The sequence below is a fragment of the Corallococcus exiguus genome, assembly GCF_009909105.1.
In the GTDB taxonomy this organism is placed as follows: domain Bacteria; phylum Myxococcota; class Myxococcia; order Myxococcales; family Myxococcaceae; genus Corallococcus; species Corallococcus exiguus.
On the sequence record NZ_JAAAPK010000010.1, the window covers coordinates 368,199 to 394,378 of the forward strand.

Genomic DNA, 26,180 nt, shown 5'->3' on the forward strand with positions numbered 1-26,180 from the left:
GAGCGACAGGCACCGTCGCATGCGCTCGCGGGGGCGGCAAAAAATCGGCGGGACGCGGGCAGGTGGCTTGCTTGACTCGCATGGCCCTGCAACGGACCATCGCCGTCAATCTTGCAGACCGTTCTTCCTCGCACGCTCATCCTCTGTGCCGTGGTGTTCGCCGCGGCCCCCGTCCACGCGCAAGAGGCCGCGCTGCTGCACGCATCGCCGCCGCGCTCCGAGGCCCGACAGCCCCTCCAACTGGATGCGACGCTGGTGGATGGCGCCAAGGTGCTGGAGCTCTTCGTCCGCTATCGCGGCCCGGGCGAGCCGTACGTCCAGGTCTCCATGGAGCGGCAATACGGAGACCTGTACCGCGCGGTGATTCCCGCCGAGCACATGGTGCCACCCGGAGTGGAGTACTTCGTCGAAGCGGCGATGGTGAATGGGGAGCGCGCGCCGCTCTTCATGTCCGCGCTCCGGCCCGCGAGGGTGATGGTGGGGACGCAGACCGCTGAGCCCCCGCCGGTCCGCGCGCCGCCGGCCCGCAAGGGGACCCGTGACGCCCCGAGGTCCACGCCCGACATCGATGCCTTCGCTCCGCCGTCGGGGGCAGGGGAGGACGATGACTCGGGGAGCGCTCCGACTCCGCCTCCTCCCGCGGGTCGTCCGGATGGAACGGGCGCACGCGCGGGGACCCCCGATTCGCGGACTTCGAATCGAACGGACAGCGTGGACTCCCGTTCGGGAGCTTCCGACCCACGCGCATCGAGCACGCCCAGCGGTACGGATCCACGTGCTTCGAGCCGCACGGCCGGTACGGACTCGCGTGCTTCGTCCCGGACGGACGCGCCCGATGTACGCGCTTCAAACCGCGCGGACGGCACGGATTCGCGAGCCCCCATCCGCACGGATGCACCGGATTCGCCCACGGCCCGAACGGATGGTTCGCGCGCTTCGACCCGAACGGACGCAGCCGCCCCGCGCGCACCGGCTCGCGCGAGCGGTACGGACTCGCGGGCTCCCGGCCGTCCTGACGGAAGCAACACGCGCGCTTCCAGCTCCGACGACGCGATGGCCGCGCTCAACGCGGACCTTCCTCCGGAGCCGCGCGCCGACTCCCGCGCATCCTCCTCATCCCCCAGCGCCATGGACGACGACCTGGCGCTCTACAGCGCGGAGGACGTGCTCGCGGTGACGACCCTCCAGGAGGCGTCCGTTCGCACCGTGCCGGCCATCGGCGCCTCCTTCAACCGCGCGCAGATGATCGCGCTGGGCGCCCGCACGGTGGCGGACGTGCTGGACGTGGTGCCCGGCGTGTCCGTCAGCCGTGACGTGCAGGGCTTCCACCGCACCGCCATCCGGGGCCTGCGCAACGACGCGGAGGTGCTCTTCCTCCTCGACGGACACCGCCTCAACAACTTCTTCGACGGCAAGGCGCTCATGAACCTGCCGGTGGAGAACCTGGAGCGCATCGAAGTCATCCGCGGCCCCGGCTCCGCCGTCTACGGCGCGGGCGCGTTCCAGGGCGTCGTCAACCTCGTCACCAACCACGCCGACGGCGTCCGCGGCGCCATCACCACCGGCGGTGTTCCTCGCGACGACGGCCGCCTGGCGCTCGCCACCGACGGCCACCTGTCCGCCGCGCACACCACTGGTGACTTGCGCCTGTTCGCGGACCTGGACCTCTGGACGCAGGAAGGCGACTCGCTGGTCATCAACCACGACGCGCTCGATGACGAGTCCGTGGCCCAGGGTCTTCGCGACGTGGACCAGCCCGCGGGCCGCACCCGTGACGGCCGCTTCCTCCTCAACGCGGGCGGAGGCGTGTCCTACGGTCTGGACAGCGCCGGCCGCGTGGGCATCACCGCGCGCTACCTCTCCGAGAAGCGCGATGCGCTCGTCGGCCTGTTCGACACCGTGGGCAACGACTCACAGCTGTCCTGGGACGTGCTCCTCGCGGACCTCACCTGGGAGCGGCCCCTCTCCGACGGCGGCCAGGTGCGTGCCCGGCTGGGCTTCGATCAGCAGTCCACCGACCGCATGTTCCAGCTCACGCCCTTGGAGTTCCGCACCGGTGACGGCGCGGACCGCCTCTTCCCCGAGGGGCTCCAGGAGCAGACGCAGGTCACCGTGCGCACCGTGACGGCCTCCGTGGACGCGGACCTCGCGCTGACGAAGGAGAACCACCTCACCCTGGGCTTCGTCGCCGAACAGCAGTCGCTGTCCCAGTACGACTACACCACGAACTACACGCTCGACGGCCGCCTGCGCCCCAGCCCCGCCGCCCCTGAAGGGCTGGTGGACCTCACGAAGGGCGCGGCCTCCCGCCGCCTCAACCTGGGCCTCTCCGCGCAGGACCAGTGGACCGTGCTCTCCGCGCTCACGCTCACCTTCGGCCTGCGCCTGGACGCCATCCAGCTTCCCGACGCGGAGGCGTCAGGAACCCTCGACGCCAGCAAGATGGTGGTGCGGGTCAACCCGCGCGTGGGCCTGGTCATCGCCGCGTCGGACGCGCTGGTGCTCAAGGCGCTGTACGGCCGCGCCTTCCGCGCCCCCACGCCCCAGGAGCTGGTCGAGCGCATCCCCGACACCGACTACAACCAGGGCCGCTTCGAGGGAAACCCGCTCCTGAAGCCCACCACCGTGGACACCTTCGAGCTGGGCATGGACCTGGTCCAGGCCGCGGGCGACACCCGCGTGCGCGTGCGCGCCAACGCCTTCCTGCAGAACTTCGCCTCGCCCATCACCCCGGTGGACACCAGCGGCAACATCGTCCCCCTGCGCAACCGCGAGCTGGGCGTGCGCGTGTACGGCGTGGAGGCGGAGGCCCGCCTGGAGGCGTCCAAGCGCGCCGCCGCGTGGGTCAACGCCAGCCTGTCCCGCGCGCAGGACCTGGAGGTGCCGGAGCAGGCCCGGCTGCTCACGGACGTGCCCCAGGCGCGCTTCAACGCCGGCGTGTCCATGCCCCTGGGGGACTGGGTGAACCTGGACGTGGTGGTGCGCTCCGGCGCCGAGCGCCGCAACAACAACCGCTCCACGCTGGAGCTCATCCGCCGCTATGAGATTCCCGCGTACAGCCTCATCACCGCGCAGCTGCGCACCGAGCCCATCTGGGAGCACTTCGAGGTGACGCTCTACGCGCAGAACCTCTTCGACCACGACCTGCGCGACGACGTGCCCCGGCCGGACCGCGTCACCGGCCTGCTGCCGCGCGAGGGCGTGTCCGGCTACCTCACCCTGAGGGCCTTCTACTGATGGACCGCCGCCACCTCACCGCCGCGCTCGCGGCACTCACGCTCTTGCCCGGGTGCCTCGCGTACAACGACTCCTGCACCCCGCTGGTGGACGACCCCGACGCCGTCGTGGGCTACCTGGGCGAGGAGATCCAGCTGGGCTCCGCCTTCACCCGCCACGACAACAACGCGCTGGGGCAGCTGGCCGCGGACGCGTTCCTCCACGCGGAGGATGGCGCCTCGAAGGCCACGGAGCTGGGCATCATCAACGGCGGCTCGCTGCGCGACGAGGGCCTGTGCGTCACCCGCACGTCCCTGCGCACGGGGCCGCTCACCGACGGCGTCCTGCATGAGGTCATCCTCTTCGAAAACCTCGTCGTGACGGTGGACCTCACGGAGAAGCAGCTCGTGGACCTGTTCGAGCACTCCGTGGAGACGCTGGCCGTGGAGGGGCAGGCCATCGTGTCTCCGTCCGGCGCGTTCCTCCACGTGTCCGACGGCACCAGCCTGCGCGTGGACTGCGCGCGTCCTGCGGGGCAGCGCGTGACGGAGCTGCGCGTGCGCGGCCGCGCCGTGTCCATCCCCGCGCGCGACGACGCGTCCATCCGCTACCGGGTGGCGATGTCCACGTTCCTGCTGTCGGGAGGGGACGGCTACGGCGGCATCCTGGGCAACGCGGGTCAGGACCCGGACCGCAACCCGGTGACCGCGCGCAAGCTGGGCGGCACGGACGCCAACATCGCGGCGGCGTACATGAAGAGCACGTACCCCAGCCCGGTCCAGGCGCTGAAGGAAGCCCCGCGCATCGTCTTCGCTAACTGTGCCCGGCCCTCCCGGCCCGCCCCGCGCTGACGTCTCGCGCGGTGTCGGACTTACGGGGGCCGGGGTGGATGGAGCCCTACGGCTTCGAGGGCTCGTCCGAGGATGCCGGGGCGCTGGACGTCACCACCGCGGGAGCGGAGGTGGCTGTCTGCGCCGCGGCGGCCACCGGCCGTGGAGGCAGGGGGCCCAACACGTCATTGACCGAGGGCATGCGGCGGATGTCAGCGCGGGCGACCTTCCATGCCTGCTGGACGATCCACGACAGGGAACGATCCTGCCGCGTTGCCTCACGCTGGATCTCTTCCAGCATGTCCTCGGGGAAGTAGAGGGATTGCTTGCGGTGATCCGTGGTGGCCATTGCCCTGCCTTACGGCCTTTCTTCGCGCGGGTCCGTGCGCTCGTCGCCCGTGACGTCATTCACGGCAGGGAACGACTTGATGCGGTCGCGGGCGATCTTCCAGGCCTGCTGCACCACCCAAGAGAGAGAACGGTCCTGCCGGTTCGCTTCCTCCTGGATCTCCTTCAGCATCTCCTCGGGGAAGTACAGCGACTGCTTGCGCTTGTCGGTGCCTGCCATGCCTGGGTCTCCGGGGCGGATTCGAGGTGACGACCTGAACACACCGGAGCGGTTATCCGACAGACGCCCTGAAGGGTCAACGGTTTCGGAGCACTCAAGCGTGCGCCCGAGGGCTGAACGCTCCACTTCCGACAAAGAGTGCCCCGGTCAAAAAAGTGAAACGCCCCGGCCTCCACAGGGGAGACCGGGGCGCTTCGGAAAGAGGGACCGCAGGGAGCGAATCTCCGAGCGGCCCCGTGGACCCAGAGGGGGAGGGGGGGGACCCCTAGGTCCAACGTCATGAAGTCCAGAACGTCCGACCAACAACCGCGAAGCGCCGTTCTATTTCCGCCCCGCGTCCTTCCGTTGTGGGAATCATGGAATGCATCCCCACGCTTCCGTCACCGCGAATCTGTAACCCGGTCATCTGACACTCCATTCCGAACGCTGGCGCCATGCCTCGCGCGTCTCCTGAAAGCTCCTCGCTGCCCGGCAGGCTCGCCCGCTCGTATGCCGAGCACGGCGCCCGTTCGCGCTCGGTGCTGCTGGCCGTCTCCGGAGGCGCGGACTCCACCGCGCTCCTCGTCGGAACGGCGCGCGTGCGCGAGGCGCTGGCGCTGCATGTGGAGGTGGCGACGGTGGACCACGGTCTCCGGGCGGAGGCCGCTCGTGAGGTGACCTCCGTCGTAGGCCTTTCGGAACGCCTGGGGCTGACCTGTCACGTCCGGCGGCTCGCGCTGTCGCCGGGGGCGGGGCTGGAGGCGCGCGCGCGCGCGGCGAGGTACGCGACCCTGGAGGTCCTGCGACAGGAGCGCGGCCTGGACTTCGTGGCCACCGGCCACACGCTCAATGACCAGGCGGAGACGCTGCTGATGCGCCTGTCCCGGGGAACGGCGCTCCGGGGCGCACGCTCCATCCACGCCCGTGCTGCCACGCTCCTCCGCCCGTTGCTCGCGTGCTCGCGCGAGGACGTGCTCGCCTTCCTGACCACCGAGGAGGTGGGGTTCGTGGTGGATCCGATGAACGCGGACCCGTCCTTCTTCCGCACGCGTGTGCGCCAGGACGTGCTGCCCGCGCTGAACCGCGCGGCGGGTTTCAGCACCGTGGAGCACCTGGCCACCTTCGCGCGGCTCGCCTCCGAGGACGAAGCCCTGCTCGACGGGCTGGCGGACGCGGCGTGGGAGCGGCTGGCGCTGTCCGGGGGCGGGCTGGACGCCGTGGGGCTTCGCGCGCTGGAGCCTCCGCTGTGGCGCCGCGTGCTCGCACGGCTGCTGAGCACGGCGGGCGCCCGGGTGGACCACGCCACGCTGGAGCGCGCGCGGGAGGTGGTGGCGCGCGGGGGCGTCATTCCTCTGAGCGATGGCTTCCTCCTGAAGGCCACCGGCGGGCGGGTGCGGTGTGTGGGACCTGGAGGGGAATCACCGCCCGCGCCGTTGGTGCTCGCGGGGCCGGGGGCCCAGGGGGACTTCGGCGCGTGGCGCTTCCAGGTGGCCGCGGAAGGATTTCCGCCCCCAGGCGTGTTGGCCCTGATGTTGGAGGAGGGGACGGCGTGGCCACTCACGGTGCGTTCGAGAAAGCAGGGCGACCGCGTCCGGACGCGCGCGGGCCACCGCAAGGTGCAGGACGTGATGGTGGATGCCCGCGTTCCTTCGGAGGCGCGCGACGCGCAGCCGGTGGTGGTGGACGCGCGCGGGGAACCGCTGTGGCTTCCCGGCGTCCTGCCGCGCTTCGTCGAACCGGGTGCGGCTTCGCGCGAGGTGGCTTCCCGACACTCGCTGTGGGCCTTTCCTCCGCTCACGAGCGAACGGAAGACCCCTCCGTTATAGAGTCGAAGCTTCGAAACGGGGGGATGGTCGCGGTCCCCTAAATAGTTGAGGGCTTTTTGCTGTTGCTGATACGGTCCGTCGCTGGCCTGCACACGGGCGGGCGCCGGGCACATGACGAACTTCGCCAGGGTTCCTCCTGGCACGGCCCTCATCCCGCCGAGTACCGAAAGGGCAGCTGAAACGTGCGTTCGACCTACAAGACCATCGGGCTCTGGGTCATCCTGATCGTCCTCTTCGTCGCCTTCTACAATTTCTTCTCGCAAGGCAACGAGCAGGTGCAGGAACCGACCTTCACCCAGCTTCTGACCAAGGTGGAGGAGAAGAAGGTCCGTGCCGTCTCCGTCAAGGGCAATACCTACTCCGGTACGTTCAGCGACTCGAACGACAAGTTCCGGACGACGGGGCCCCCGCCGGACGTGGCCGTGCTCAACCAGCTCCGCGCCTCCGGCGTGGACGTGAAGTACGAGCGCGAGGAGCAGAACAGCCTCTGGCTGACCATCCTCGGGCAGTGGATGCCCGTCGTCTTCCTGTTCCTGTTCTTCATCTTCTTCATGCGCCAGCTCCAGGGCGGCAGCGGCAAGGCGATGACGTTCGGGAAGTCGAAGGCGAAGCTCCTCAGCGAAAGCCACAACAAGGTCACGTTCGCGGACGTGGCCGGCGTGGACGAGTGCAAGGAGGAGCTGGAGGAGATCGTCGCCTTCCTCAAGGACCCCAAGAAGTTCACCAAGCTGGGCGGCCGCATCCCCAAGGGCGTCCTGATGATGGGCCCTCCGGGTACGGGCAAGACGCTGCTCGCCCGCGCGGTGGCCGGTGAAGCGGGCGTCCCATTCTTCTCCATCTCCGGCTCGGACTTCGTGGAGATGTTCGTGGGCGTCGGCGCCAGCCGCGTGCGCGACCTGTTCGAGCAGGGCAAGAAGAACGCCCCCTGCATCATCTTCATCGACGAAATCGACGCCGTGGGCCGCCACCGTGGCGCGGGCCTGGGCGGCGGTCACGACGAGCGTGAGCAGACGCTCAACCAGCTGCTGGTGGAGATGGACGGCTTCGAGTCCAACGACGGCGTCATCCTCATCGCCGCCACCAACCGTCCGGACGTGTTGGACCCGGCGCTCCAGCGCCCGGGCCGCTTCGACCGCCGCATCATCGTTCCCCGTCCGGACCTCAAGGGCCGCCTGGGCGTGCTGAAGGTGCACACCCGCCGCGTGCCGCTGGCCCCGGAGGTGGAGCTGGAGGTCATCGCCCGCGGAACGCCCGGCATGACGGGCGCGGACCTGGAGAACCTGGTCAACGAGTCGGCCCTGATGGCCGCGCGCCAGAACAAGGAGCGCGTGGACCTGGCGGACTTCGAGCAGGCGAAGGACAAGGTCTTCATGGGCCCGGAGCGCCGGTCCATGATCATGACCGACAAGGAGAAGCGGAACACGGCCGTCCACGAGGCCGGTCACGCGCTCCTCGCCAAGCTGCTGCCCGGCTGCGACCCGCTGCACAAGGTCACCATCATCCCGCGCGGTCAGGCCCTGGGCGTCACCTGGAGCCTGCCCACCGAGGACAAGGTGAACGGCTACCGCAAGCAGATCCTCGACCAGATCACCATGGCCATGGGTGGCCGCATCGCCGAAGAGCTCATGTTCAACGAGATGAGCAGCGGCGCGGCGAACGACATCGAGCGTGCGACGGAGACGGCGCGCGCCATGGTGTGCCGCTGGGGCATGAGCGAGAAGATGGGCCCGCTGGCGTTCGGCAAGAGCGACGGTGAGGTCTTCCTGGGCCGCGACTTCAACTCGTCCAAGGACTACTCCGAGGACACCGCCCGGCAGATCGACATGGAGGTCCGCAGCATCGTCGTGGGCTGCTACACCACCGGCAAGCAGCTGCTCACGGACAAGCTGGACGTGCTCCAGCGCGTGTCCGACGCCCTGGTGGAGTACGAGACGCTCGACGCCGAGGACGTGAACATCATCCTCCAGGGTGGCCAGCTCACCCGTGAGCGCCCGGCGCCGCGCGTGAGCTCCTCGCCGAAGCCGACGGAGAAGAAGGACAAGCGGAAGATCCTCGACGCGCTCGAGGGCCTGCCCAACATGGAGCCGAAGAAGGCGTAACGCCTCTCAAGGTTCCGTCCTGAAGTGACGAAGGCCCTTCCCGCGTATCGGGGAGGGCCTTCTGCTTTTCGCCGTGACGCCCTGCGCGTTCCAGTCGTCCTCCCTTCCCTGGACCCGGCGAAGCGGCGACACTGATTCACCGCCGTCCTCACGCTTTGAAGGGGTCCTGACCGTGCTGCGCGCACGCCTCATCTCCCGCGACCGCCCCGACGACCTGTCGCTGGTCCTCCGCCGCCTGAACCTGTCTCCTCGCAACCGCGAGCGCCTGGCGCGCGAGCTGGGCTACGCGCACGTGCTCGTCACCGGGGGCCGTCCCTCCTACGAGGAGGAGCTGGTGCCGCCGTACGGCTCCAAGGAGCGGGAGAAGCTGCCCACCTGGACGCCGGGCGGACACGTGGACCACCCCGGCGAGGTGCTCCTGTCCGGCAGCCGCCAGCAGTTCGACCGGCTGATTTCGCTCGCCCGCAAGTCGCCTCGCACGGACGGCCTGGCGCGGGCCTTGGAAGAGGCGCTGTCCCCCGCGCCCATGCCGGCGCTGACCCTGAGCGGGCGCCGGTTCGAGTGGGGCACGCGCACGTACCTCATGGGCGTGGTGAACGTGACGCCGGACAGCTTCTCCGACGGCGGCAGCTTCCCGGATGCGGCCAGCGCCGTGGAGCACGCGATGAAGCTGGTGGACGCGGGCGCGGACATCCTGGACGTGGGCGGCGAGTCCACCCGGCCGGGCTCGCTCCCGGTGTCAGCGGACGAGGAACTCTCGCGCATCCTCCAGGTGGTGGAGGGCATCAAGCGCCGCTCCACGGTGCCCATCTCCGTGGACACCACCAAGGCGGCGGTGGCGAAGGAGGCGCTCAAGGCCGGCGCCCACCTCATCAACGACGTCACCGGCTTCCACTCGGAGCCGGCGTTGGCCGGCGTGGTGGCCGCCGCGGGCGCGGCGTGTTGCCTCATGCACACCCAGGGCATGCCGAAGACGATGCAGCAGGACCCTCGCTACCAGGACGTCGTGGGCGAGGTGATGGACTACCTGGAGGAGGGGATGTTCCAGGCCACCGAGGCCGGCATCCCGCGCGAGCGCATCCTCCTGGACCCGGGCATCGGGTTCGGCAAGACGCTGGAGCACAACCTCTTCCTCCTGCGCCGTCTGGAGGAGCTGCGGGGGCTGGGGCAGCCCCTGCTGGTGGGCACCAGCCGCAAGTCCTTCCTTGGGAAGCTGACGGGCGGCAAGGGCCCCCAGGAGCGCCTGGCGGCCACCCTGGGCTCCGTGGCGGCCATGGCCATCCTGGGGGGCGCGGACGTGGTGCGGGTGCACGACGTGGGCGAGGCGCGGGACGCGCTGGCGGTGGCGGACGCCATCCGGCGGGCTCGGGGCGGCGGCGACCTGTACGGCGGCTGACGGGGGCAAGCCCCAACGTCGTAAACAGGCCAGGTCCGCACGCCTGGGCGCTTGCCTGGGTGACACCGCATCCCTAGCTTCGGGCCCACGTGCCGGACGGGGTATAAGCCCCGGACGCGAGTGGCCGGAGCCCTTCCGGCAATGGGAAAGGTGGAGCGGCACACATGGCGTACAGGATGGACATGCCCCCCAAGGAAGCTCAGAAGACGGAGCGGCTGTTCGGCACGGACGGCGTTCGTGGCGTGGCCAACGTCTATCCAATGACGGCCGAGGTCGCGATGAAGCTCGGCCGCGCCCTGGCGTACCTCATCCGCAGCGGTCCGCACCGCCACCGGGTCATCGTGGGCAAGGACACGCGCCTCTCCGGCTACATGCTGGAGCAGGCCCTGTCCGCCGGCCTCATCTCCATGGGCGTCGACGTGGAGCAGGTGGGCCCGCTGCCCACGCCCGGCATCTCCAACCTCACCACGTCCATGCGCGCGGACGCGGGCGCCGTCATCTCGGCGTCCCACAACCCGTACCAGGACAACGGCATCAAGTTCTTCTGGCGCGACGGCTTCAAGCTGCCGGACGAGACGGAAGCCAAGATTGAAGAGCTGGTCTCCAGCGGCGAAATCGACAACATCCGCCCCACGGCGACCAAGATTGGCCGGGCCATCCGCCTGGACGACGCGCGCGGCCGCTACATCGTCTACCTGAAGGCCACGTTCCCCCGCGAGCTGACGCTGGAGGGGATGACCATCGTGGTGGACTGCGCCAACGGCGCGGCGTACCGCACGGCGCCCGCGGTGCTGGAGGAGCTGGGCGCGAAGGTCATCGCGCTGGGCGTGTCCCCGGATGGCAAGAACATCAACCACAAGTGCGGCGCGCTCCACCCGGAGGGCCTGGCCAAGGCGGTGGTGAAGCACGGCGCCCACCTGGGCGTCGCGCTGGACGGCGACGCGGACCGCCTCATCGTCGTGGACGAGAAGGGCAACGTCGTGGACGGCGATGCCATCATGGCCATCTGCACGGGTGAGCTCGTCGCGCGCAAGGAGCTGAAGAAGAAGACGCTCGTCTCCACGGTGATGAGCAACATCGGCCTGGAGCGCGCGGTGTCCCAGTGGGGCGTGAAGGTGGTCCGCACGCGCGTGGGCGACCGGCACGTCGTGGACGAGATGCGCCGCAATGGCTACAGCCTGGGCGGCGAGCAGAGCGGCCACCTCATCTTCCTGAACCACACCACCACGGGCGACGGCACGCTCGCGGCGCTGCAACTGCTGGCCGTGATGTGCCGCCAGCAGAAGCCGCTGTCGGAGCTGGCCTCCATCTTCCAGCCGGTGCCGCAGACGCTGCTCAACGTCGTGGTGAAGCAGAAGCGCGAGCTGGGTGAGCTGCCCACGGTGATGAAGGCCATCAAGAACGTGGAGCAGAAGCTGGGCAACAACGGCCGCGTGCTGGTGCGCTTCTCCGGCACGGAGCCCAAGGCCCGCGTGCTGATTGAAGGCGAGGACGCGGCGCGCAACGAGGCGTACGCCCGCGAAATCGTCGAGGCGCTCTCCAAGGCGCTCAACGGCTAGCGACAGCGGTTGACTTCCGGACGCCGGCCACGAATAGAGGGGCCGGCGCGGGCCCGGGTCCCTGGACAATCCCGCACCGCGCCAGCGCAAGGAGCGGGACGATGGGACAGCGACTGGGTGTCAACGTGGATCACGTGGCGACGCTGCGGCAGGCGCGGCGCACCGTGTATCCGGATCCGGTGACGGCCGCGGCGATGGCGGAGCTGGCCGGCGCCCGGCAGATCACCATCCACCTGCGCGAGGACCGGCGCCACATCCAGGACAGGGATCTGCGCATCCTCCGTGAGACGGTGCAGACGCTCCTGAACCTGGAGATGGCCGCCACCGCGGAGATGGTGAAGATCGCCTACGAGTACAAGCCGGACGTGGTGACGCTCGTCCCCGAGCGGCGCGAGGAGCTCACCACCGAGGGCGGCCTGGAAGTGGCCGGCCAGCGCGAGTCCATCGCGAAGATCATCAAGAACCTCAAGGACGGGGAGATCGCCGTCTCGCTGTTCATCGACCCGGACCTGGACCAGGTGCGCGCGTCGCACAAGGTGAACGCGGACCGGATCGAGCTGCACACGGGCCGCTACTGCGAGGCGCGCAACGAGAAGGAGCGCGCGCGGGAGCTGGCGCGCATCGTGGACGCGGCCAAGGCGAGCGCCAAGCTGGGCATGGGCGTGGCCGCCGGGCACGGGCTCAACTACGACAACGTGCAGGCCATCGCTCGCATCCAGGAGATCGACGAGCTGAACATCGGGCACGCCATCGTGGCGCGCGCGGTGCTGGTGGGCTTCGAGCGCGCGGTGCGTGAGATGCTCGAACTGATGCGCGACCCGGGGTAGGCCCGCATGCCCATCGTCGGACTGGGGTTGGACCTCTGCTCCATCGAGCGCATCCAGCGCATCCTCGAAGGTCCGCGCGCGGAGGCGTTCCTGAAGCGCGTGTACACCGACGGTGAGCGCGCGTACTGCGCGCCCCGGCACGACGCGGCCAGCGCGTACGCGGCGAGGTTCGCGGCGAAGGAGGCGCTGGTGAAGGCGATGGGCGTGCCTCCGGGCGTGAAGTGGCGGGACATGGAGGTGGTGCGCGAGGGCGGTCCGCCGCGCTTCGTGCTCTCCGGCGTGGCCCGTGAAGTGATGGAAGCGCGGGGGTGGGACGCGATGCTCGCGCTCACCCATGATGCCGGCGTGGCCGCGGCCACGGTGGTGCTCCAGACGAAGTAGGGAGGTTGGAAGCCATGCAGCGCGTGCTCACCGCGAACCAGATGCGAGAGGCCGAGAAGGCCGCCCAGGATCAGCACGGGATGCCGTCCGGGCTGTTGATGGAGAACGCGGGCCGTGCGCTCGCGGAGGCTGCCCGGAGCATCGCGGGCGCGGGCGGGCGCTTCACGGTGCTCTGCGGCCCCGGCAACAACGGCGGGGACGGCTTGGTCGCCGCGCGCTTCCTGCTGGAGGGCGGCGCCCGGGTGGTGGTGTCGCTGGTGGGGGACACCGGCAAGCTCACGTCGGAGGCGAAGCGCAACCTCCAGGCGCTGGAGGGCTTCGGTGAGTCGCCGCGCGCCTTCGAGGCGCTGCCGGAGGCGGGCCCGGGCGACGTGGTGGTGGACGCCCTCTTCGGCACCGGCCTGAAGCGCGCGCCGGAGGGCGTCTTCGCGGACGCCATCGGCACGGTCGCTCGGTGGCGGCGCGCGGGGGCGAAGGTGGTGGCCGCGGACGTGCCCTCTGGCCTCCAGAGCGACACGGCGGAGCCCTTCTCTCCGTGCGTGGAGGCGGATGTCACGGTGGCCTTCGGCTTCGTGAAGCCCGCGCATGAGCTGGAGCCCGGCGCGTCGCTGTGCGGCGACGTGCGGCGCGTGGACATCGGCCTGGGCGGTGAGTCCACTCGCGCGGTGTCCGGCGCGGAGTTGTTCCGCGTGGAGGAGAAGGACGCGCGTGAGGCGCTGCCCAAGCGCCGCGCGGATTCGCACAAGGGCACCTACGGCCACGTGCTGGTGGTGGCGGGCAGCCCGGGCAAGACGGGCGCCGCGGCGATGGTGGCCCTGTCCGCGCTGCGCAGCGGGGCGGGGCTCGTCACCGTGGCCACGCGCCCGGAGGCGCTGCCGTGGGTGATGGCGCACTCGCCGGAGATCATGGGCATTCCGCTGCCGGGTGACGGCCCGCTGGGGAAGGGCGACCTGGAGGCCCTCAAGGCCGCGCTGGAGGGCAAGGACGCGCTGGTGATGGGGCCGGGCATCCCTCGGGGGCCGGAGACGGGCGCGCTGATTGGCGACCTGCTGGCGTCCGTGGAGGTGCCCGCGGTGCTGGACGCGGACGCGCTCAACGCCGTCGCGGAGGACCTCAAGGTGCTGCGGGAGGCGAAGGGGCCCGTGGTGCTCACGCCGCATCCCGGGGAGATGGCTCGGCTGTGGGGCCGGACGACGAAGGACGTGCAGGCGCACCGCGTGGGCGTGGCGCTCAACCTGGCCACGTCGCTCAACTGCACGGTGGTGCTCAAGGGCTCGCGCACGCTCATCGCGGAGGCGGGTGGGCGCGTGTTCATCAACCCCACGGGCAATGCGGGCATGGCCACTGGCGGCACGGGCGACGTGCTGTCGGGCGTGTGCGGCGCGTTGCTCGCGCAGGGAATTCCGCTGCCCAAGGCCGCGTGGACGGCGGTGTACGCGCACGGGCTCGCGGGCGACCTGATGGCCCAGCAGCGCGGGTTGCTGGGCCTCATCGCCACGGACCTGCTGGTGGGCCTGGGCCACGTCTGGACGCGGTGGGAGCGATGAGCGGAGATGGGCAGCCCACGCGCTCGCGGCGGCTGGTGTCTCCGTCACCGGAGGAGACGCACCGGCTGGGCGTGAAGCTGGGACTGCTGCTCCAGCCCGGGGACTTCGTGGGGCTGATTGGCGACCTGGGCGCGGGCAAGACGCACCTGGTGCGCGGCGTGGCGGAAGGGGCAGGTGTGGCGCAGTCGGAGGTGGCCAGCCCTACCTTCGCCATCGTGTATCCGTATGCCGGCCGCATCCCGCTGTACCACGCGGACCTGTACCGCCTGACGGACTACGACGAGCTGTACGCCACCGGGTTCCTGGACCTGGTGGGCGGTGACCACGCGATGCTGGTGGAGTGGTTGGACCGCATCCCCCAGGCCGCGCCGCGCGACTTCCTGCGCGTCACGCTCCGCCATGAGGGAGAGGACGCGCGGAGCCTCGACGTGGAGGCCTTCGGCGCGCGTCCTGCCGCGTTGCTCGAGGCGTGGCTGGGCTGAATCAGACCAGGGCGGGCTGCTCTGGCGGCCGCGGGTTCAGCACCCCGTCCGCCAGCGTCTGCACCTTCCAGCGGTGGAACGTGAGCCGCGAATCCACGCCCACCACGTCCTCTTCATCCACCGGCACCCAGTGCGGCCCGCCGCACAGCGACTCGCTGGAGACGAGGAACTGCTGGAGCGGCACTCCCGTGTTCGGCGTGCGCAGCGCTTCCGGGCAGCCGCTGATACCGGAGGAGATGAAGAGGGTGCGGTTGCGGCGCGTGGCCACCATCGCCTCGCCGTCCGTGACGAGGAAGTTCATCGCGGAGCGTTCCTTCGGCTCGCGGCTTCCCGGCACGTCCGTCAGCGTGGACACCAGCGTCATCGTCTCCGCGAGCGCCTGCGCCATCGCCTCCACGCTCACCGTGCCGTCGAGCGGCCCGCGCGCCGACAGCCGCGACAGGAACAGATAGAAGCAGCGCTCGCTGTCCGTGGTGCCCTTGATGTTGACGCGCAGCTCCGGGTGGATGAGCCCTTCCACGGTGGCCTTGTGCTTCGCGAACTCGCGCAGCGTGCCGTTGTGCACGAAGGACCAGCGGCCGAAGTGGAACGGGTGCGAGTTGCGCAGCTCCACCGCCCCCACACTCGCCAGGCGGATGTGCGCCACCACGGTGCGCGCCGAGACCTGGCTCGACACGCGCTCGAAGTCGGGGTCGCAGTGCGCGGGGCCCACGCCATGCGCGACGAGCGGCGAGGACTCCTGCCCGTACGTGGCGATACCCCAACCGTCCTTGTGCTCACGCGACTGGATGAGGAGGGAATTCCTCTCCGTCACCAGGGCGGTATGGACAGCGGCGGGAACAGCACTCCTGAATCCAAATAATCGGCACATGGTGGCAGCTGATCTCTACAACGGCCGGCCCACGAGGGAAGTTCCACCTGCCCCCTCGGCCGATGCCAGTTGTTCAGCGGCATCCACTCAGGGACAGTGATTCATACGCGCGCGAAACACCACACGTCCGCCCTTCACCACCACGCGCGCGTGACTGATACCCAGATGATAAGGCAGATGCCGGTAACTGCGACAGGCGAACAACACCAGGTCGCCCGCATCACCCACGGCCAGCCGCCCCTGCCGTTGCAACCCCAAGCATTGCGCGGCCCCTCGGGTGGCGGCCCAGTAGGCCTCCGCGGCTGACAGGCCGTTCTCCAGGCAGGCGAGCCCCAGCACCAAGGCCAGGTTCTCCGTCATGGACGAGCCGGGATTCACGTTGGAACCCAAAGCAATGTTGACGCCCGCGTCGCGCAGCTTCCGGCCGGGCGCGTAGGGGCGCATGCGCAGGAAGAGGGTGGAGGTAGGCACGAGTACGGCGGTGACGTTCGCGGCGGCGAGCGCGCGGATGCCCTCGTCCGTCACCTGCTCCAGGTGGTCCGCGCTGGCGGCGCCCACCTCCGCGGCGAGCGCTGACGCGCCACACGCGGTGAGCTGATCCGCGTGCAGGCGCGGCGTGAGGCCCAGCGCCTTGCCCGCGTTGAGCAGCCGGCGGGACTCCTCCACGGTGAAGGCGCTGTCCTCGGTGAAGACGTCGCAGAAGCGCGCCAGGCCCTCGCGCGCCACGGCGGGCAATATCTCGTTGATGCAGAGGTCCAGGTACTCGGCGCGGCGGTCCTTGTACTCAGGCGGCACCGAGTGCGCGCACAGCAGCGTGGGCACCAGCTCCAGCGGTGACAGCGCGCCCAGGCGGCGCACCGCGCGCAGCATCTTGAGCTCGTCCGCCAGGCTCAGTCCGTAGCCGCTCTTCACCTCGGCGGTCGTCACGCCTTGCGAGAGCAGCCGCTCCAGGCGGGGCAGGGCGAGCGTGGCCAGCTCCTCCTCGCTCGCGGCGCGCGTGGCGCTCACCGTGTTGGCGATGCCGCCGCCGGCCTTGGCGATTTCCAGGTACGTGGCGCCCTGGTTGCGCAGGTCGAACTCGGCGGAGCGCTCGCCCGCGAACACCAGGTGCGTGTGCGGATCCACGAAGCCCGGACCCACGAAGCCGCCCTCGGCGTCGATGATCTCCGTCGCGTCCGTGAGCGCGCCCCTGGGCAGGCCGGACTCCGGGCCCACGTAGGCCACGCGTCCGTCCTTCACGCCAATGCCCGCTCCCGGGCGCGGGGTGAGGGCTGCTTCCGCGGGCTCGCGGTGGGTGCCCTCCACGGTGAGCACCTCGGAGGTGTTGCGCACCCACAGGTCCAGGGCTTCCATGCTCAGCGTCCTCCGCGTACGCCCGCCACGGGCGCGTTCCAACTGGTGTCACCCGAGTGCGCCCGGCCGAAGCCGCCGGACAGCTCCAGCTTCGTGCGCGACTCGCCGAACTTGAGCTGCGCCGCCACCACCGCGCCGTAGAAGTGCGTCGTCACCTGCGAGCCGGGGTTCACCAGCGACTGCTGCACGCTGAAGAACGGCACCAGTCCCAGGGACATGCCGGGCTCCGGCTGCACGGTGAACGCACAGGTGGCCTCCACGCCGAACAGGCTGCTGGTGCTGTCCGTGTCACCCAGCCCGAAGTCGGACGCGCCTCGCAGGGAGAGGGCCGGGGCCATGCCCACCTTCTCCGAGCCGATGTAATACGACACGCCGGAGTACACGCCGTAGCCGGGCGCCGGCAGGCCGACGAACTCACCTTGCAGGCCCACGTGCCACGACAGCCGGTCGCTCACGGGCACCGTCACCGAGCCGTCGATGTCGATGCCCCACTGATCATTGTGGAAGGGCTTCGCGTCACCCTGGAAGGTGCCGTTCTCCCCGCGCTCCGACAGCTGCGGAGCGTTGAGGCGGGGGCCGGCGCGCAGGCCCAGCTGGAAGAAGTTCTGCTGGGGGACGCCCGGGCCCAGGCGCATCACCATGGGCCCGGCGGTGGTGGGCGTGCATCCCGCGAGCACACCCATCACCGCGGTCATCACGAAGGGTCGGACGCGTCGTGGCATCCGAAGCACTCTAGGCGGTGAGGCCGGGGATGCGCACGCCCCGCTCCTTCGCCACGTCGATGGCCTCCGTGTAGCCCGCGTCCGCGTGGCGCAGCACGCCCATGCCGGGGTCGGACGTGAGGACGCGCTCGATGCGGCGCGCGGCCTCCGGCGTGCCGTCCGCGACGATGACCTGGCCCGCGTGCAGCGAGTAGCCCATGCCCACGCCGCCGCCGTGGTGGAACGACACCCACGAGGCGCCGTTCACCGCGTTCACCAGCGCGTTGAGGATGGGCCAGTCCGCCACCGCGTCCGAGCCGTCCTTCATGGCCTCCGTCTCGCGGTTGGGGGACGCCACGCTGCCGCAGTCCAGGTGATCACGCCCAATCACGATGGGGGCCTTCACCTCGCCCTTGCGGACCAGTTCGTTGAACGCGAGGCCCGCCTTGGCGCGCTCGCCGTAGCCCAGCCAGCAGATGCGCGCGGGCAGGCCCTGGAACGCCACGCGCTCCTGGGCCATGTCCAGCCAGCGGTTGAGCGACGCCTTCTGGGGGAACAGCTCGCGCACCGCGCGGTCCGTGCGGCGGATGTCCTCCGGGTCTCCGGACAGCGCCACCCAGCGGAAGGGCCCCAGGCCCTCGCAGAACAGCGGGCGGATGTACGCGGGGACGAAGCCGGGGAACTCGAAGGCGTTCTGCATGCCGCCCACCTTCGCCTGGCCTCGCAGGTTGTTGCCGTAGTCGAAGACGTGGCTGCCGGCGGCCTGGAAGTCGTTCATGGCCTGCACGTGCATGATCATCGACTCGCGGGCGCGCTTCACGTAGCCCTCCGGGTCGCGCTTGCGCAGCTCCGCGGCGGCCTCCAGCGACAGGTCCGTGGGGATGTAGCCGTTGAGCGGATCATGCGCGCTCGTCTGATCCGTGACGAGGTCCGGCTTGATGCCGCGCTTGTACAGCTCCCGGAACACCGACGCCGCGTTGCCGATGATGCCGATGGAGCGGCCCACGCGCTTCGCTTGCGCGTCCTTCGCCAGGGCCAGCGCCTCATCCAGGTCCTTGGCCACGACGTCCAGGTAGCGCGTCTCCACGCGGCGCTGGGCGCGGTGCGGATCGATTTCCACGCCCAGGAACACGGCGTTGTTCATGGTCGCGGCCAGGGGCTGCGCGCCGCCCATGCCGCCCAGGCCACCGGAGAGGATGAGGCGGCCGGCCAGGTCCTCGCTGCCGAAGTGGAAGCGGCCCGCGGCGGCGAAGGTCTCGTAGGTGCCCTGCAGGATGCCCTGCGTGCCGATGTAGATCCACGAGCCGGCCGTCATCTGGCCGTACATCATCAGGCCCTTCTTCTCCAGCTCGTGGAAGTGCTCCCAGTTGGCCCAGTGGCCCACGAGGTTGGAGTTGGCGATGAGCACGCGCGGCGCGTCCGGGTGCGTGCGCAGGATGCCCACGGGCTTGCCGGACTGCACGAGCAGCGTCTCGTCGTCGGTGAGGCTCTGGAGGCTCGCGACGATGCGGTCGAAGGAGGGCCAGTCCCGCGCGGCCTTGCCGGTGCCGCCGTAGACGACCAGGTCTCCGGGCTGCTCGGCCACGTCCGGGTCGAGGTTGTTCATCAGCATCCGGAGCGCGGCCTCCTGCACCCAGCCCTTGCAGGAGAGGGTGGTGCCGCGAGAGGCGCGGATGATGCGGGACATGCGGAAGACTCCTGGAAAGGGGGCGCCGCACCCTAACCGAACCCCCGGGGCCGCGGGGGGCTTGCGTGCAGGGCCAGCGTTGCTCCAGGACACGCTGGACGCCGTGCGTCAGTAGTCCTTGCGCGCGTCGATGTAGGCGCTGAAGTGGAACACGTTGGTGGAGTCCCAGAACTTGAAGTAGGCGCCGAGGGGCAGGCTCAGGCTGTACGCGGTGCCCGAGCAGCCGGTGCAGATGAACGAGCCGTTGCGGCGGATGTTCCAGAGGCCGCTGATGTCGTCCGCGCTGGTGGAGATGGCCGGCGAGCCCACCAGCTCGAAGTCGTACGTGAAGCCGCCCGCGATGCCGTGGAAGTTGACGAACGCGGTGTTGGTGGACTGGTCTCACGCGACGACGGCGTTGCCGCTCGTCACCGGGTAGTTGCCAGTGTTGTCGACGACGTAGAAGCCGCGGTTGGACCAGATGCTGTGGACTGTCGGCGCGGCCAGGGCGGGGAGGGACAGGAACAGCGCGGCGACGACGGCGGAACGGAAGGCCTTCATGGGGGATGCCTCCTGCAGCGGGGGTTGACGCGGAGCGCCGGGGAGCACTCCGCGTGAAACCCAGTCTGCAAGAGCCCTGTCAGGCTTGAAATCGTGTTTTTCCGTGTAATCGCGGGGACTCAGGAGTCCTGACGCGTCCGCTTCAGAGATGCCGGGCCGGCCGGCCCAGAACCCCCGCCTGCCGGGAGGACGCGGGCGCGGTAGAGTCGCGCCGCGCAGAGGTGGGACATGGATCAGGGACAGGACGGGAAGGGGAACGCGTTGGCGGTGCCGGCGGCCCAGCCTCCATTGGAGAACCGGGCTCCGGACGTGGGGCCGGTGAAGACGGTGGCGGGCGGCGTGCCGGCGGTGCTGAGCGCGTTGAAGCACGTGCTGGGCGAGGCGGGCCCGTGGCGCGGCGGCAAGCTCATCTGGAAGGTGAACCAGAAGGACGGCTTCGACTGTCCCGGGTGCGCGTGGCCGGATCCCTCCCATCGATCCGTGCAGGAGTACTGCGAGAACGGCGCGAAGGCGCTGGCGGAGGAGGGCACGCAGGAGCGCGTGACGCCGGAGTTCTTCCGCGAGTGGAGCGTGGCGCGGCTCGCGGAGCAGTCCGACCTGTGGCTGGGCAAGGCGGGCCGGCTCACGCACCCCATGGTGTTGCGCGAGGGCGCGGCGCACTACGAGCCCCTCTCCTGGAATGAGGCCTTCGCGCTGGTGGCGGAGGAGCTGAACGCGCTGGGCTCGCCGGACGAGGCGGCCTTCTACACGTCCGGTCGCACGAGCAACGAGGCCGCGTTCCTCTACCAACTGTTCGTGCGGCAGTTCGGCACCAACAACCTGCCGGACTGCTCGAACATGTGCCACGAGTCCAGTGGCACGGGGCTGTCGGAGACGATTGGCATTGGCAAGGGGTCGGTGACGCTGGAGGACTTCGACCACGCGCAGGCCATCTTCGTCATCGGGCAGAACCCGGGCACCAACCACCCACGCATGCTGACGGCGCTGCAGGCCGCCGCGCGCCGGGGCTGTGAAATCGTCAGCGTCAACCCGCTGCCGGAGACGGGGCTCAACCGCTTCAAGCACCCGCAGGAGGTGCTGCACCTGTTCGGCCCGGGCACGGCGCTGAACAAGCTGTTCCTCCAGGTGCGCATCAACGGCGACGTGGCGCTCTTGCAGGGGCTGGGCAAGGCGCTGCTGGACCGGGAGGCGAAGGCGCCGGGCACGGTGGTGGACCGGGCCTTCGTCGAGGGCAAGACGACGGGCTTCGACGCGTACGTGGCCCACCTGGCCACGGTGTCCTGGGACGACGTGGTGGAGCAGAGCGGGGTGCCGCGCGAGCAGATTGAAGAGGCGGCGGACATCCTGGCGCGCTCGGAGCGCACCATCTTCTGCTGGGCCATGGGGCTCACTCAGCACAAGAACGCGGTGGGCAACGTGCAGGAGATCGTGAACCTCACGCTCCTGCGCGGCAGCATCGGCAAGCAGGGCGCGGGCGTGTGCCCGGTGCGCGGTCACAGCAACGTGCAGGGCGACCGCACCATGGGCATCTGGGAGCACGCGAAGCCGGAGTTCATGGACGCGCTGTCGAAGGAGTTCGGCTTCGCGCCGCCGCGCCACACCGGCCTGGACACGGTGGGGACGATCCAGGCGCTGCACGACGGGCGCGTGAAGGTGTTCTTCGCCATGGGCGGCAACTTCCTGTCCGCGACTCCGGACACGGAGTTCACCGCGCGGGCGCTCCGTCGTGCGCGGCTCACGGTGCACGTGTCCACGAAGCTCAACCGCGCGCACCTGGTGCATGGGCAGCGTGCGCTCATCCTCCCGTGCCTGGGGCGGACCGAGCACGACGTGCAGGCCTCGGGGCGGCAGTTCGTGACGGTGGAGGACTCGATGGGGATGGTGCACGCGTCGCGCGGCGCCGTGGCCCCCGCGTCCGAGCACCTGCTCAGCGAGCCCGTCATCGTGGCCCGGCTGGCTCAAGCGGTGCTGGGGACGCGCTCGAAGGTGTCGTGGACGTCCCTGGTGGAGGACTACGACCGGGTGCGCGAGCTGATCCAACGGTGCATCCCGGGGTTCGACGACTTCAACCGCCGCGTGCACCAGCCCGGTGGGTTCGCGCTGCCCAACGGGCCTCGCGAGGGACGCTTCACGACGAAGGACGGCAAGGCGCACTTCACGGTGCACCCGATGCCGCGTCACCGGCTGGAGCCCGGGCAGCTCATGATGATGACGCTGCGCTCGCATGATCAGTACAACACCACCGTGTACGGATTGGATGACCGCTACCGGGGCATCCACCAGGGGCGGCGCGTGGTGTTCCTGCACCCGGAGGACGTGAAGGCGCGCGGGCTGACGGCGGGGCAGAAGGTGGACCTCACCAGCCACTTCCAGGGAGAGACGCGGGTGGCGCGCGAGTTCCTGGTGGTGCCGTACAACATCCCGCGCCAGTGCGCGGCCACCTACTTCCCGGAAGCGAACGTGCTGGTGCCGGTGGCCAGCTTCGCGGACAAGAGCCGCACGCCCACGTCGAAGTCCGTGATCATCACCGTGGCCCCCAGTCTTGAGCCCTCGGCCCTGGTCCCCGCCAGCACCCAGAGGTCCGGGTGAGCCTCATGCCGTTGGTGGAAGCCTCCCTCTGGCCGGAGCCGCTCCAGGCCCTCCATGCGCGAGTCGCCGCGACGGCGCCGCAAGAGGCCGTGGCGTCGAGCGCGGAGTGGCGCGAGGACTTCGCCCGCTGGGTGCGTGGTGCTTCGCTGGAGGAGCGCACGCGCGCCCAGGCCGCCGCTTGGGAGCGGCTGTCCCCGGGCGAGCGCACCCCGGCCGAGCTCCTCTTCCTCCTGTCCACCCTCAGTGAGCTGCTCTGGCCCTACGAAGAGCCGCGCCTGGGACTGTTGAAGCAGCTGCTCGCGAGGCGGGACGCCGCGGTGACGGCGCTTCGCGAGGCGGGCGACACGGAGAGCGCCGAGCGCGTCCAGAAGGAGAGCGCCGTCACGGTCTCCACGGTGCTCACGCGCTACCTCAAGCGCCACCCGGAAGCGCTGTCGAAGCTGGTGCGCGACGTGCCCTGCACCTACGACGGCCGCGCGCTGCGCTTCCAGGACGCGGTGGAGGTGGACCTCAAGTACGTCATGGGCACGGGCGCGAAGTCCGTGGACCTGCTGGAGCAGCTGCGTTCGCTTCTCCCCGACACCCGCGACGGTGGCCGCGACAAGCTCACCGACTTCATCCGCACGCGCGCCGCGCGCATTCCGTGGCGCGAAGCGAGTGAGGTGCTGGGCGAGCGCCTCTTCGCGCTGGCCACGTCCCCGGACGGCCGCAGCGGCATGCGCGGCTTCCTCGCGTGCTACCCCAACGGGCGCAAGGAGCCGGACTGGTGTTCGCGCGCGGGGCTTCTGCTGGCGCGCACCGTGGAGGTGGGCGGACCACCCGCGGTGGTGGAGAACCTCTGCGACCTGCTCACCCTCTTCGACGCGCCTCCGGTGGACGGGCTGCGCGGCGCATTGGGCGCGCTCGTGCAGAGCGACTTCGAGACCGCCGCGGACCTGGGCCACGCGCGCTTCGTGCTCGACCACTGTCAGGGCACGATGCGCAAGGCCGAGTCCGCGCTGGCGCTCACGCTCCTGTGGCTGGAGGAGCGCCTGTTCCGCGCCTCCGTGCGGCGCGGCGTGCCGGAGGCGTTCGAGCGGCGCACCCGCGCTCGCGCCAAGCTGGAGTCGCTGCCTGGCTTCACGCACCTGGTGTGGTTGGCGGAGGAGTGCGCGGAGATGTGGCCGCGCTTCCGCACGCCCGCGCGGCCCGGTCTGGATGGGTTGGTCGCCTGGCGCAAGGAGGTGACCTGGCGCATGGGCAGGAAGCCCGTGCTGCGCAAGGCGGCCATTGAGTTCCTCCTGTGGTGCGCACCCGATGAGGCCTCGTCGGAGGCGGAGCTGGCCACGCTGTCGCTCGTCCGCAACGCCACGGATCGGCGGCTGGTGCGCAAGATGTTGGAGCATCCGTCTCCCCGGGCCCGCTTCCGCGCCCGCTCGCTCCAGTCCTACCTCCAGGCCGGAGCAGGGCAGGACAAGCACGCACCTCCCTCCGAGCCCTCCGAGCCCTCGACGCTGACGGCCTCCCTGCGCCACCTGCACGTGACGCGCGCGGTGCCCGTGGGCGGACGCACGTGGTTGCGCGACCGCGACCTGGAGGACCTGCTCGTGGGCGCGGTGGGACGCGTGGAGGCCGAAGCCGCCCAGCGCCATCTCCAGCGCTTCCGTGAGGAGACGCCGGAGTTGATCGCGGGCCTGCTCGAAGGGCTGCGCTCGGAGCTGGCGCATGTGCAAGCCGCGCTGGGTTCGCTGGTGGCGTCGCCGCTGTCGCTGTCCATGACGGTGCACCGCCACCCGGAGCCTCCACCGGAGGCCGCGTCCGAGATCGCCTTCATCGTGTCCGTGGAGCGCGAGGGCTTCGTGCGCACGCGCCGGGTCGTCCGCGTGCCGGTGGCGAAGCTGGAGCAGCGTGGAGAGGGGCAGTGGCTGCCCACGTTCCGCCTGGGCCGTGAGCGTCTGGATGCGCTGCTCGCGCGCACGGAGGCCGCGTTCTGCCTCTTCCTGGTGCCCGCCTTCGTGCGCCCGGAGCTGTGGGTGATGCCGGCCCGGCTGGCCCGGGCCTCGATGGAGGCGCAGGGCGCCTTGTCCGGCGTGCCGCGCGAGGCCGCGCAGGGGGCCTCGCGGTCCCTGGCGCAGTGGCTGGTGTACGACGTGCTGGGCCTGTGGGTGGGCGACGAGCGCCCCGACGTCATCGACGCCTCCCGCGAGGGAGATGCCGCCGCTGGCTTCGTGGTGGACGTCACGGTCCGCTGAATCCACGGAAAAGCCCCCGGGAATTGTCCGGGAATATCCAGAGCCCCCGGCGTAAAGGCCACTGAGGGGTGTTGGAACGTGCCTGGGAGGGGTCCCGGGCCAACAGGTCCATCCGTCGGCCGACGGGAAGGCATGCCTCCACGCGCGCGTCGTCGCCGTGTCCTTGAGCGCCGTTCACCGTCCGTCGCCGGTCCCGAGGGGGAACCGTTTCCTCCATGCACCTGTCGAGCGAGGAGTCCGCCGTGCCGCGTTTCCACTGCGAGATGAAGTCGGAGCTGAAGGGGGCACGCGCGCGGGCCCAGGATGAACGTCCAGGGACCTATGTTGACGGGGTCCGGTGGCGCCAGTCGCGAGCCCGGGTGCGGAGCGGATCCACGGGGGGCCATCCGGCCGCGCGACACGAAGCGATGGACGAGACGGTGGCGCCCGAGCCGTTGAACCGAGATGAGGCGCAGCGTGCGCTCCGGATGCAGGTGGCTCTGGAGCCCGTGGCGGCGCAGGCACCCGCTCCAGAACAGGCGACTTTCGGAGAGCTGGTCGCCACCTCCGCCGCGGCGAGGGCCAGCTTCGAGCGCATGGCGTGCGCGGCGGCGTGCAACGCCACGGTGCTGCTGGAAGGGGAGACGGGCACGGGCAAGAGCCGCGCGGCGCTCGCCATCCACCGCGCCGGGGCTCGAGCGAACGCGCCGTTCCTCGTCGTGGACTGCGGCGCGCTCCCGGCCAACCTCCTGGAGAGCGAGCTGTTCGGCCACGAGAAGGGGGCCTTCACCGGCGCCATCCAGCGCCGCGTGGGCGCCTTCGAGGAGGCCGACGGAGGCACCATCTTCCTGGACGAGATTGGCGAGCTGCCCGCCGAGCTCCAGCCCAAGCTGCTGCGCGTGCTGGAGAACCGGGAGATCCGCCGCCTGGGCTCCAACACGTACCAGTCGGTCAACGTGCGGGTCATCGCGGCCACGCACCGCGACCTGCGCGCGGAGGTCCAGGCGGGCCGCTTCCGCGCGGACCTGTTCTTCCGCCTCGCGGTGGTGGGCATCCCGCTCCCGTCGCTGCGCGAGCGCACGGAGGACATCCCGCTCATCGTCGAGCGCATCCTCGCGGGGCTGGGCGCCACGTCCGAGCAGCTCACGCAGCTCACCACTCCGGACTTCCTCACGCGGCTCCAGCGCGCCGCCTGGCCGGGCAACGTGCGCGAGCTGCGCAACCACCTGGAGCGCTGCCTCGTCTTCCAGAGCGCGCTGTCGCCCTCCGCGCCGGATGCCGCGAATCCCATGGCCCCCGCAGTGCCTCGCGCGGTGGATGCCTCGGTGACGTACGCGGAGTCCCGGCGCCGGGCGCTGGAGACCTTCGAGCACGACTACGTCGAAGCGCTCCTCAAGCTGCACGGAGGCAAGGTGTCCCAGGCCGCCGCCGCCGCGGACATGGACCGCGTCTACCTGTACCGGCTCCTGCGCCGGCACGGGCTCAAGAGCTGACGCGAGCCGGGCTCACAAATCCCGCG

At 70.4% G+C, this 26,180-nt stretch carries 21 protein-coding genes; 13 read left to right on the forward strand and 8 right to left on the reverse strand.

Features of this window, described 5'->3' with window-relative positions; translation table 11 throughout:
* Window positions 1–111 precede the first annotated feature (111 nt).
* Both GTZ93_RS32470 and GTZ93_RS32475 read left to right on the forward strand, forming a co-directional pair.
* Window positions 112–3,237 carry a TonB-dependent receptor domain-containing protein gene (locus tag GTZ93_RS32470; RefSeq protein WP_257979227.1) on the forward strand — a complete coding sequence of 1,042 codons (3,126 nt, stop codon included), beginning with the start codon at window positions 112–114 and terminating at the stop codon, window positions 3,235–3,237.
* Entirely contained in the window at window positions 3,237–4,067 is an 831-nt protein-coding gene (locus tag GTZ93_RS32475) for a 5'-nucleotidase C-terminal domain-containing protein (protein ID WP_161663187.1), read from the forward strand. The genes GTZ93_RS32470 and GTZ93_RS32475 overlap by 1 nt, the downstream gene beginning before the upstream one ends.
* A 46-nt stretch (window positions 4,068–4,113) precedes the next feature.
* Here GTZ93_RS32475 and GTZ93_RS32480 read toward each other — a convergent pair whose 3' ends face one another.
* Together GTZ93_RS32480 and GTZ93_RS32485 are read right to left on the reverse strand one after the other, a co-directional pair.
* Window positions 4,114–4,395: a TIGR04563 family protein gene (locus GTZ93_RS32480; RefSeq protein ID WP_014396355.1), complete on the reverse strand. Its 282-nt coding sequence runs from the start codon at window positions 4,393–4,395 to the stop codon at window positions 4,114–4,116.
* 9 nt (window positions 4,396–4,404) lie between these two features.
* Window positions 4,405–4,614: a TIGR04563 family protein gene (locus GTZ93_RS32485; protein ID WP_014396356.1), complete on the reverse strand. Its 210-nt coding sequence runs from the start codon at window positions 4,612–4,614 to the stop codon at window positions 4,405–4,407.
* Between the two features lie 434 nt (window positions 4,615–5,048).
* Between GTZ93_RS32485 and tilS the strand changes: the two genes are divergently transcribed.
* The 8 genes from tilS to tsaE all read left to right on the forward strand — a co-directional run bounded on the left by tilS (window position 5,049) and on the right by tsaE (window position 14,710).
* Window positions 5,049–6,419, forward strand: a complete 1,371-nt coding sequence (gene tilS, locus GTZ93_RS32490; protein WP_139915150.1) for a tRNA lysidine(34) synthetase TilS — start codon at window positions 5,049–5,051, stop codon at window positions 6,417–6,419.
* A gap of 182 nt (window positions 6,420–6,601) precedes the next feature.
* Window positions 6,602–8,518, forward strand: coding sequence for an ATP-dependent zinc metalloprotease FtsH (ftsH, locus tag GTZ93_RS32495; protein WP_120574347.1), 1,917 nt, complete (start codon window positions 6,602–6,604; stop codon window positions 8,516–8,518).
* A 172-nt stretch (window positions 8,519–8,690) separates the two neighbouring features.
* Window positions 8,691–9,914, forward strand: a complete 1,224-nt coding sequence (folP, locus tag GTZ93_RS32500) for a dihydropteroate synthase (protein ID WP_139915149.1) — start codon at window positions 8,691–8,693, stop codon at window positions 9,912–9,914.
* A 164-nt stretch (window positions 9,915–10,078) separates the two neighbouring features.
* On the forward strand, window positions 10,079–11,473 hold the full coding sequence (gene glmM, locus GTZ93_RS32505; protein WP_120574345.1) for a phosphoglucosamine mutase: 1,395 nt from the start codon (window positions 10,079–10,081) through the stop codon (window positions 11,471–11,473).
* A 101-nt stretch (window positions 11,474–11,574) separates the two neighbouring features.
* Window positions 11,575–12,300, forward strand: coding sequence for a pyridoxine 5'-phosphate synthase (locus GTZ93_RS32510; RefSeq protein ID WP_120550607.1), 726 nt, complete (start codon window positions 11,575–11,577; stop codon window positions 12,298–12,300).
* 6 nt (window positions 12,301–12,306) lie between these two features.
* The gene (locus tag GTZ93_RS32515) at window positions 12,307–12,681 is read left to right on the forward strand and encodes a holo-ACP synthase (RefSeq protein WP_139915148.1); all 375 of its coding nucleotides are present in this window, start codon (window positions 12,307–12,309) and stop codon (window positions 12,679–12,681) included.
* 14 nt (window positions 12,682–12,695) lie between these two features.
* Window positions 12,696–14,228 (forward strand): NAD(P)H-hydrate dehydratase, encoded by a 1,533-nt coding sequence (locus tag GTZ93_RS32520; protein ID WP_139915147.1) that lies wholly within the window; start codon window positions 12,696–12,698, stop codon window positions 14,226–14,228.
* Window positions 14,225–14,710 (forward strand): tRNA (adenosine(37)-N6)-threonylcarbamoyltransferase complex ATPase subunit type 1 TsaE, encoded by a 486-nt coding sequence (tsaE, locus tag GTZ93_RS32525; RefSeq protein ID WP_139915146.1) that lies wholly within the window; start codon window positions 14,225–14,227, stop codon window positions 14,708–14,710. Before GTZ93_RS32520 ends, tsaE begins: the two co-directional genes overlap by 4 nt.
* Window position 14,711: 1 nt before the next feature.
* Here the strand turns inward: tsaE and GTZ93_RS32530 are convergent, their stop codons facing one another.
* The 6 genes from GTZ93_RS32530 to GTZ93_RS43045 all read right to left on the reverse strand — a co-directional run bounded on the left by GTZ93_RS32530 (window position 14,712) and on the right by GTZ93_RS43045 (window position 19,862).
* Window positions 14,712–15,581, reverse strand: a complete 870-nt coding sequence (locus tag GTZ93_RS32530; RefSeq protein ID WP_120574341.1) for a class II glutamine amidotransferase — start codon at window positions 15,579–15,581, stop codon at window positions 14,712–14,714.
* A gap of 87 nt (window positions 15,582–15,668) precedes the next feature.
* Window positions 15,669–16,934: an imidazolonepropionase gene (gene hutI, locus GTZ93_RS32535; protein ID WP_139915145.1), complete on the reverse strand. Its 1,266-nt coding sequence runs from the start codon at window positions 16,932–16,934 to the stop codon at window positions 15,669–15,671.
* Between the two features lie 2 nt (window positions 16,935–16,936).
* On the reverse strand, window positions 16,937–17,656 hold the full coding sequence (locus GTZ93_RS32540; RefSeq protein ID WP_120574339.1) for a hypothetical protein: 720 nt from the start codon (window positions 17,654–17,656) through the stop codon (window positions 16,937–16,939).
* Between the two features lie 10 nt (window positions 17,657–17,666).
* A complete protein-coding gene (hutU, locus tag GTZ93_RS32545; RefSeq protein ID WP_139915144.1) occupies window positions 17,667–19,322 on the reverse strand; it encodes a urocanate hydratase in 1,656 nt (551 codons plus the stop codon).
* A gap of 108 nt (window positions 19,323–19,430) precedes the next feature.
* Window positions 19,431–19,631: a hypothetical protein gene (locus GTZ93_RS43040; RefSeq protein ID WP_257978919.1), complete on the reverse strand. Its 201-nt coding sequence runs from the start codon at window positions 19,629–19,631 to the stop codon at window positions 19,431–19,433.
* 72 nt (window positions 19,632–19,703) lie between these two features.
* Window positions 19,704–19,862 carry a hypothetical protein gene (locus GTZ93_RS43045; RefSeq protein WP_257978918.1) on the reverse strand — a complete coding sequence of 53 codons (159 nt, stop codon included), beginning with the start codon at window positions 19,860–19,862 and terminating at the stop codon, window positions 19,704–19,706.
* Window positions 19,863–20,090: 228 nt separating this feature from the next.
* On the opposite strand from GTZ93_RS43045, the gene GTZ93_RS32555 reads away from it, so the two are divergent.
* From GTZ93_RS32555 to GTZ93_RS32565, 3 genes are all read left to right on the forward strand, one after another.
* Window positions 20,091–22,451: an FdhF/YdeP family oxidoreductase gene (locus GTZ93_RS32555; protein WP_139915143.1), complete on the forward strand. Its 2,361-nt coding sequence runs from the start codon at window positions 20,091–20,093 to the stop codon at window positions 22,449–22,451.
* Between the two features lie 5 nt (window positions 22,452–22,456).
* Window positions 22,457–24,682 (forward strand): hypothetical protein, encoded by a 2,226-nt coding sequence (locus GTZ93_RS32560; protein WP_139915142.1) that lies wholly within the window; start codon window positions 22,457–22,459, stop codon window positions 24,680–24,682.
* A 215-nt stretch (window positions 24,683–24,897) separates the two neighbouring features.
* Window positions 24,898–26,154: a sigma-54 interaction domain-containing protein gene (locus tag GTZ93_RS32565; RefSeq protein WP_139915141.1), complete on the forward strand. Its 1,257-nt coding sequence runs from the start codon at window positions 24,898–24,900 to the stop codon at window positions 26,152–26,154.
* The last annotated feature ends 26 nt before the right edge of the window (window positions 26,155–26,180 follow it).

Coding starts and splice junctions, on each gene's coding strand:
- GTZ93_RS32475 (WP_161663187.1), top strand. CDS start 3,237: ATGGACCGCCGCCACCTCACCGCCGCGCTCGCGGCACTCACGCTCTTG.
- GTZ93_RS43045 (WP_257978918.1), bottom strand. CDS start 19,862: ATGAAGGCCTTCCGTTCCGCCGTCGTCGCCGCGCTGTTCCTGTCCCTC.
- GTZ93_RS32480 (WP_014396355.1), bottom strand. CDS start 4,395: ATGGCCACCACGGATCACCGCAAGCAATCCCTCTACTTCCCCGAGGAC.
- tsaE (WP_139915146.1), top strand. CDS start 14,225: ATGAGCGGAGATGGGCAGCCCACGCGCTCGCGGCGGCTGGTGTCTCCG.
- hutI (WP_139915145.1), bottom strand. CDS start 16,934: ATGGAAGCCCTGGACCTGTGGGTGCGCAACACCTCCGAGGTGCTCACC.
- tilS (WP_139915150.1), top strand. CDS start 5,049: ATGCCTCGCGCGTCTCCTGAAAGCTCCTCGCTGCCCGGCAGGCTCGCC.
- GTZ93_RS32485 (WP_014396356.1), bottom strand. CDS start 4,614: ATGGCAGGCACCGACAAGCGCAAGCAGTCGCTGTACTTCCCCGAGGAG.
- GTZ93_RS32560 (WP_139915142.1), top strand. CDS start 22,457: ATGCCGTTGGTGGAAGCCTCCCTCTGGCCGGAGCCGCTCCAGGCCCTC.
- GTZ93_RS32515 (WP_139915148.1), top strand. CDS start 12,307: ATGCCCATCGTCGGACTGGGGTTGGACCTCTGCTCCATCGAGCGCATC.
- GTZ93_RS32555 (WP_139915143.1), top strand. CDS start 20,091: ATGGATCAGGGACAGGACGGGAAGGGGAACGCGTTGGCGGTGCCGGCG.
- glmM (WP_120574345.1), top strand. CDS start 10,079: ATGGCGTACAGGATGGACATGCCCCCCAAGGAAGCTCAGAAGACGGAG.
- GTZ93_RS32510 (WP_120550607.1), top strand. CDS start 11,575: ATGGGACAGCGACTGGGTGTCAACGTGGATCACGTGGCGACGCTGCGG.
- GTZ93_RS32565 (WP_139915141.1), top strand. CDS start 24,898: ATGCACCTGTCGAGCGAGGAGTCCGCCGTGCCGCGTTTCCACTGCGAG.
- GTZ93_RS32540 (WP_120574339.1), bottom strand. CDS start 17,656: ATGCCACGACGCGTCCGACCCTTCGTGATGACCGCGGTGATGGGTGTG.
- GTZ93_RS32530 (WP_120574341.1), bottom strand. CDS start 15,581: ATGTGCCGATTATTTGGATTCAGGAGTGCTGTTCCCGCCGCTGTCCAT.
- GTZ93_RS32520 (WP_139915147.1), top strand. CDS start 12,696: ATGCAGCGCGTGCTCACCGCGAACCAGATGCGAGAGGCCGAGAAGGCC.
- hutU (WP_139915144.1), bottom strand. CDS start 19,322: ATGTCCCGCATCATCCGCGCCTCTCGCGGCACCACCCTCTCCTGCAAG.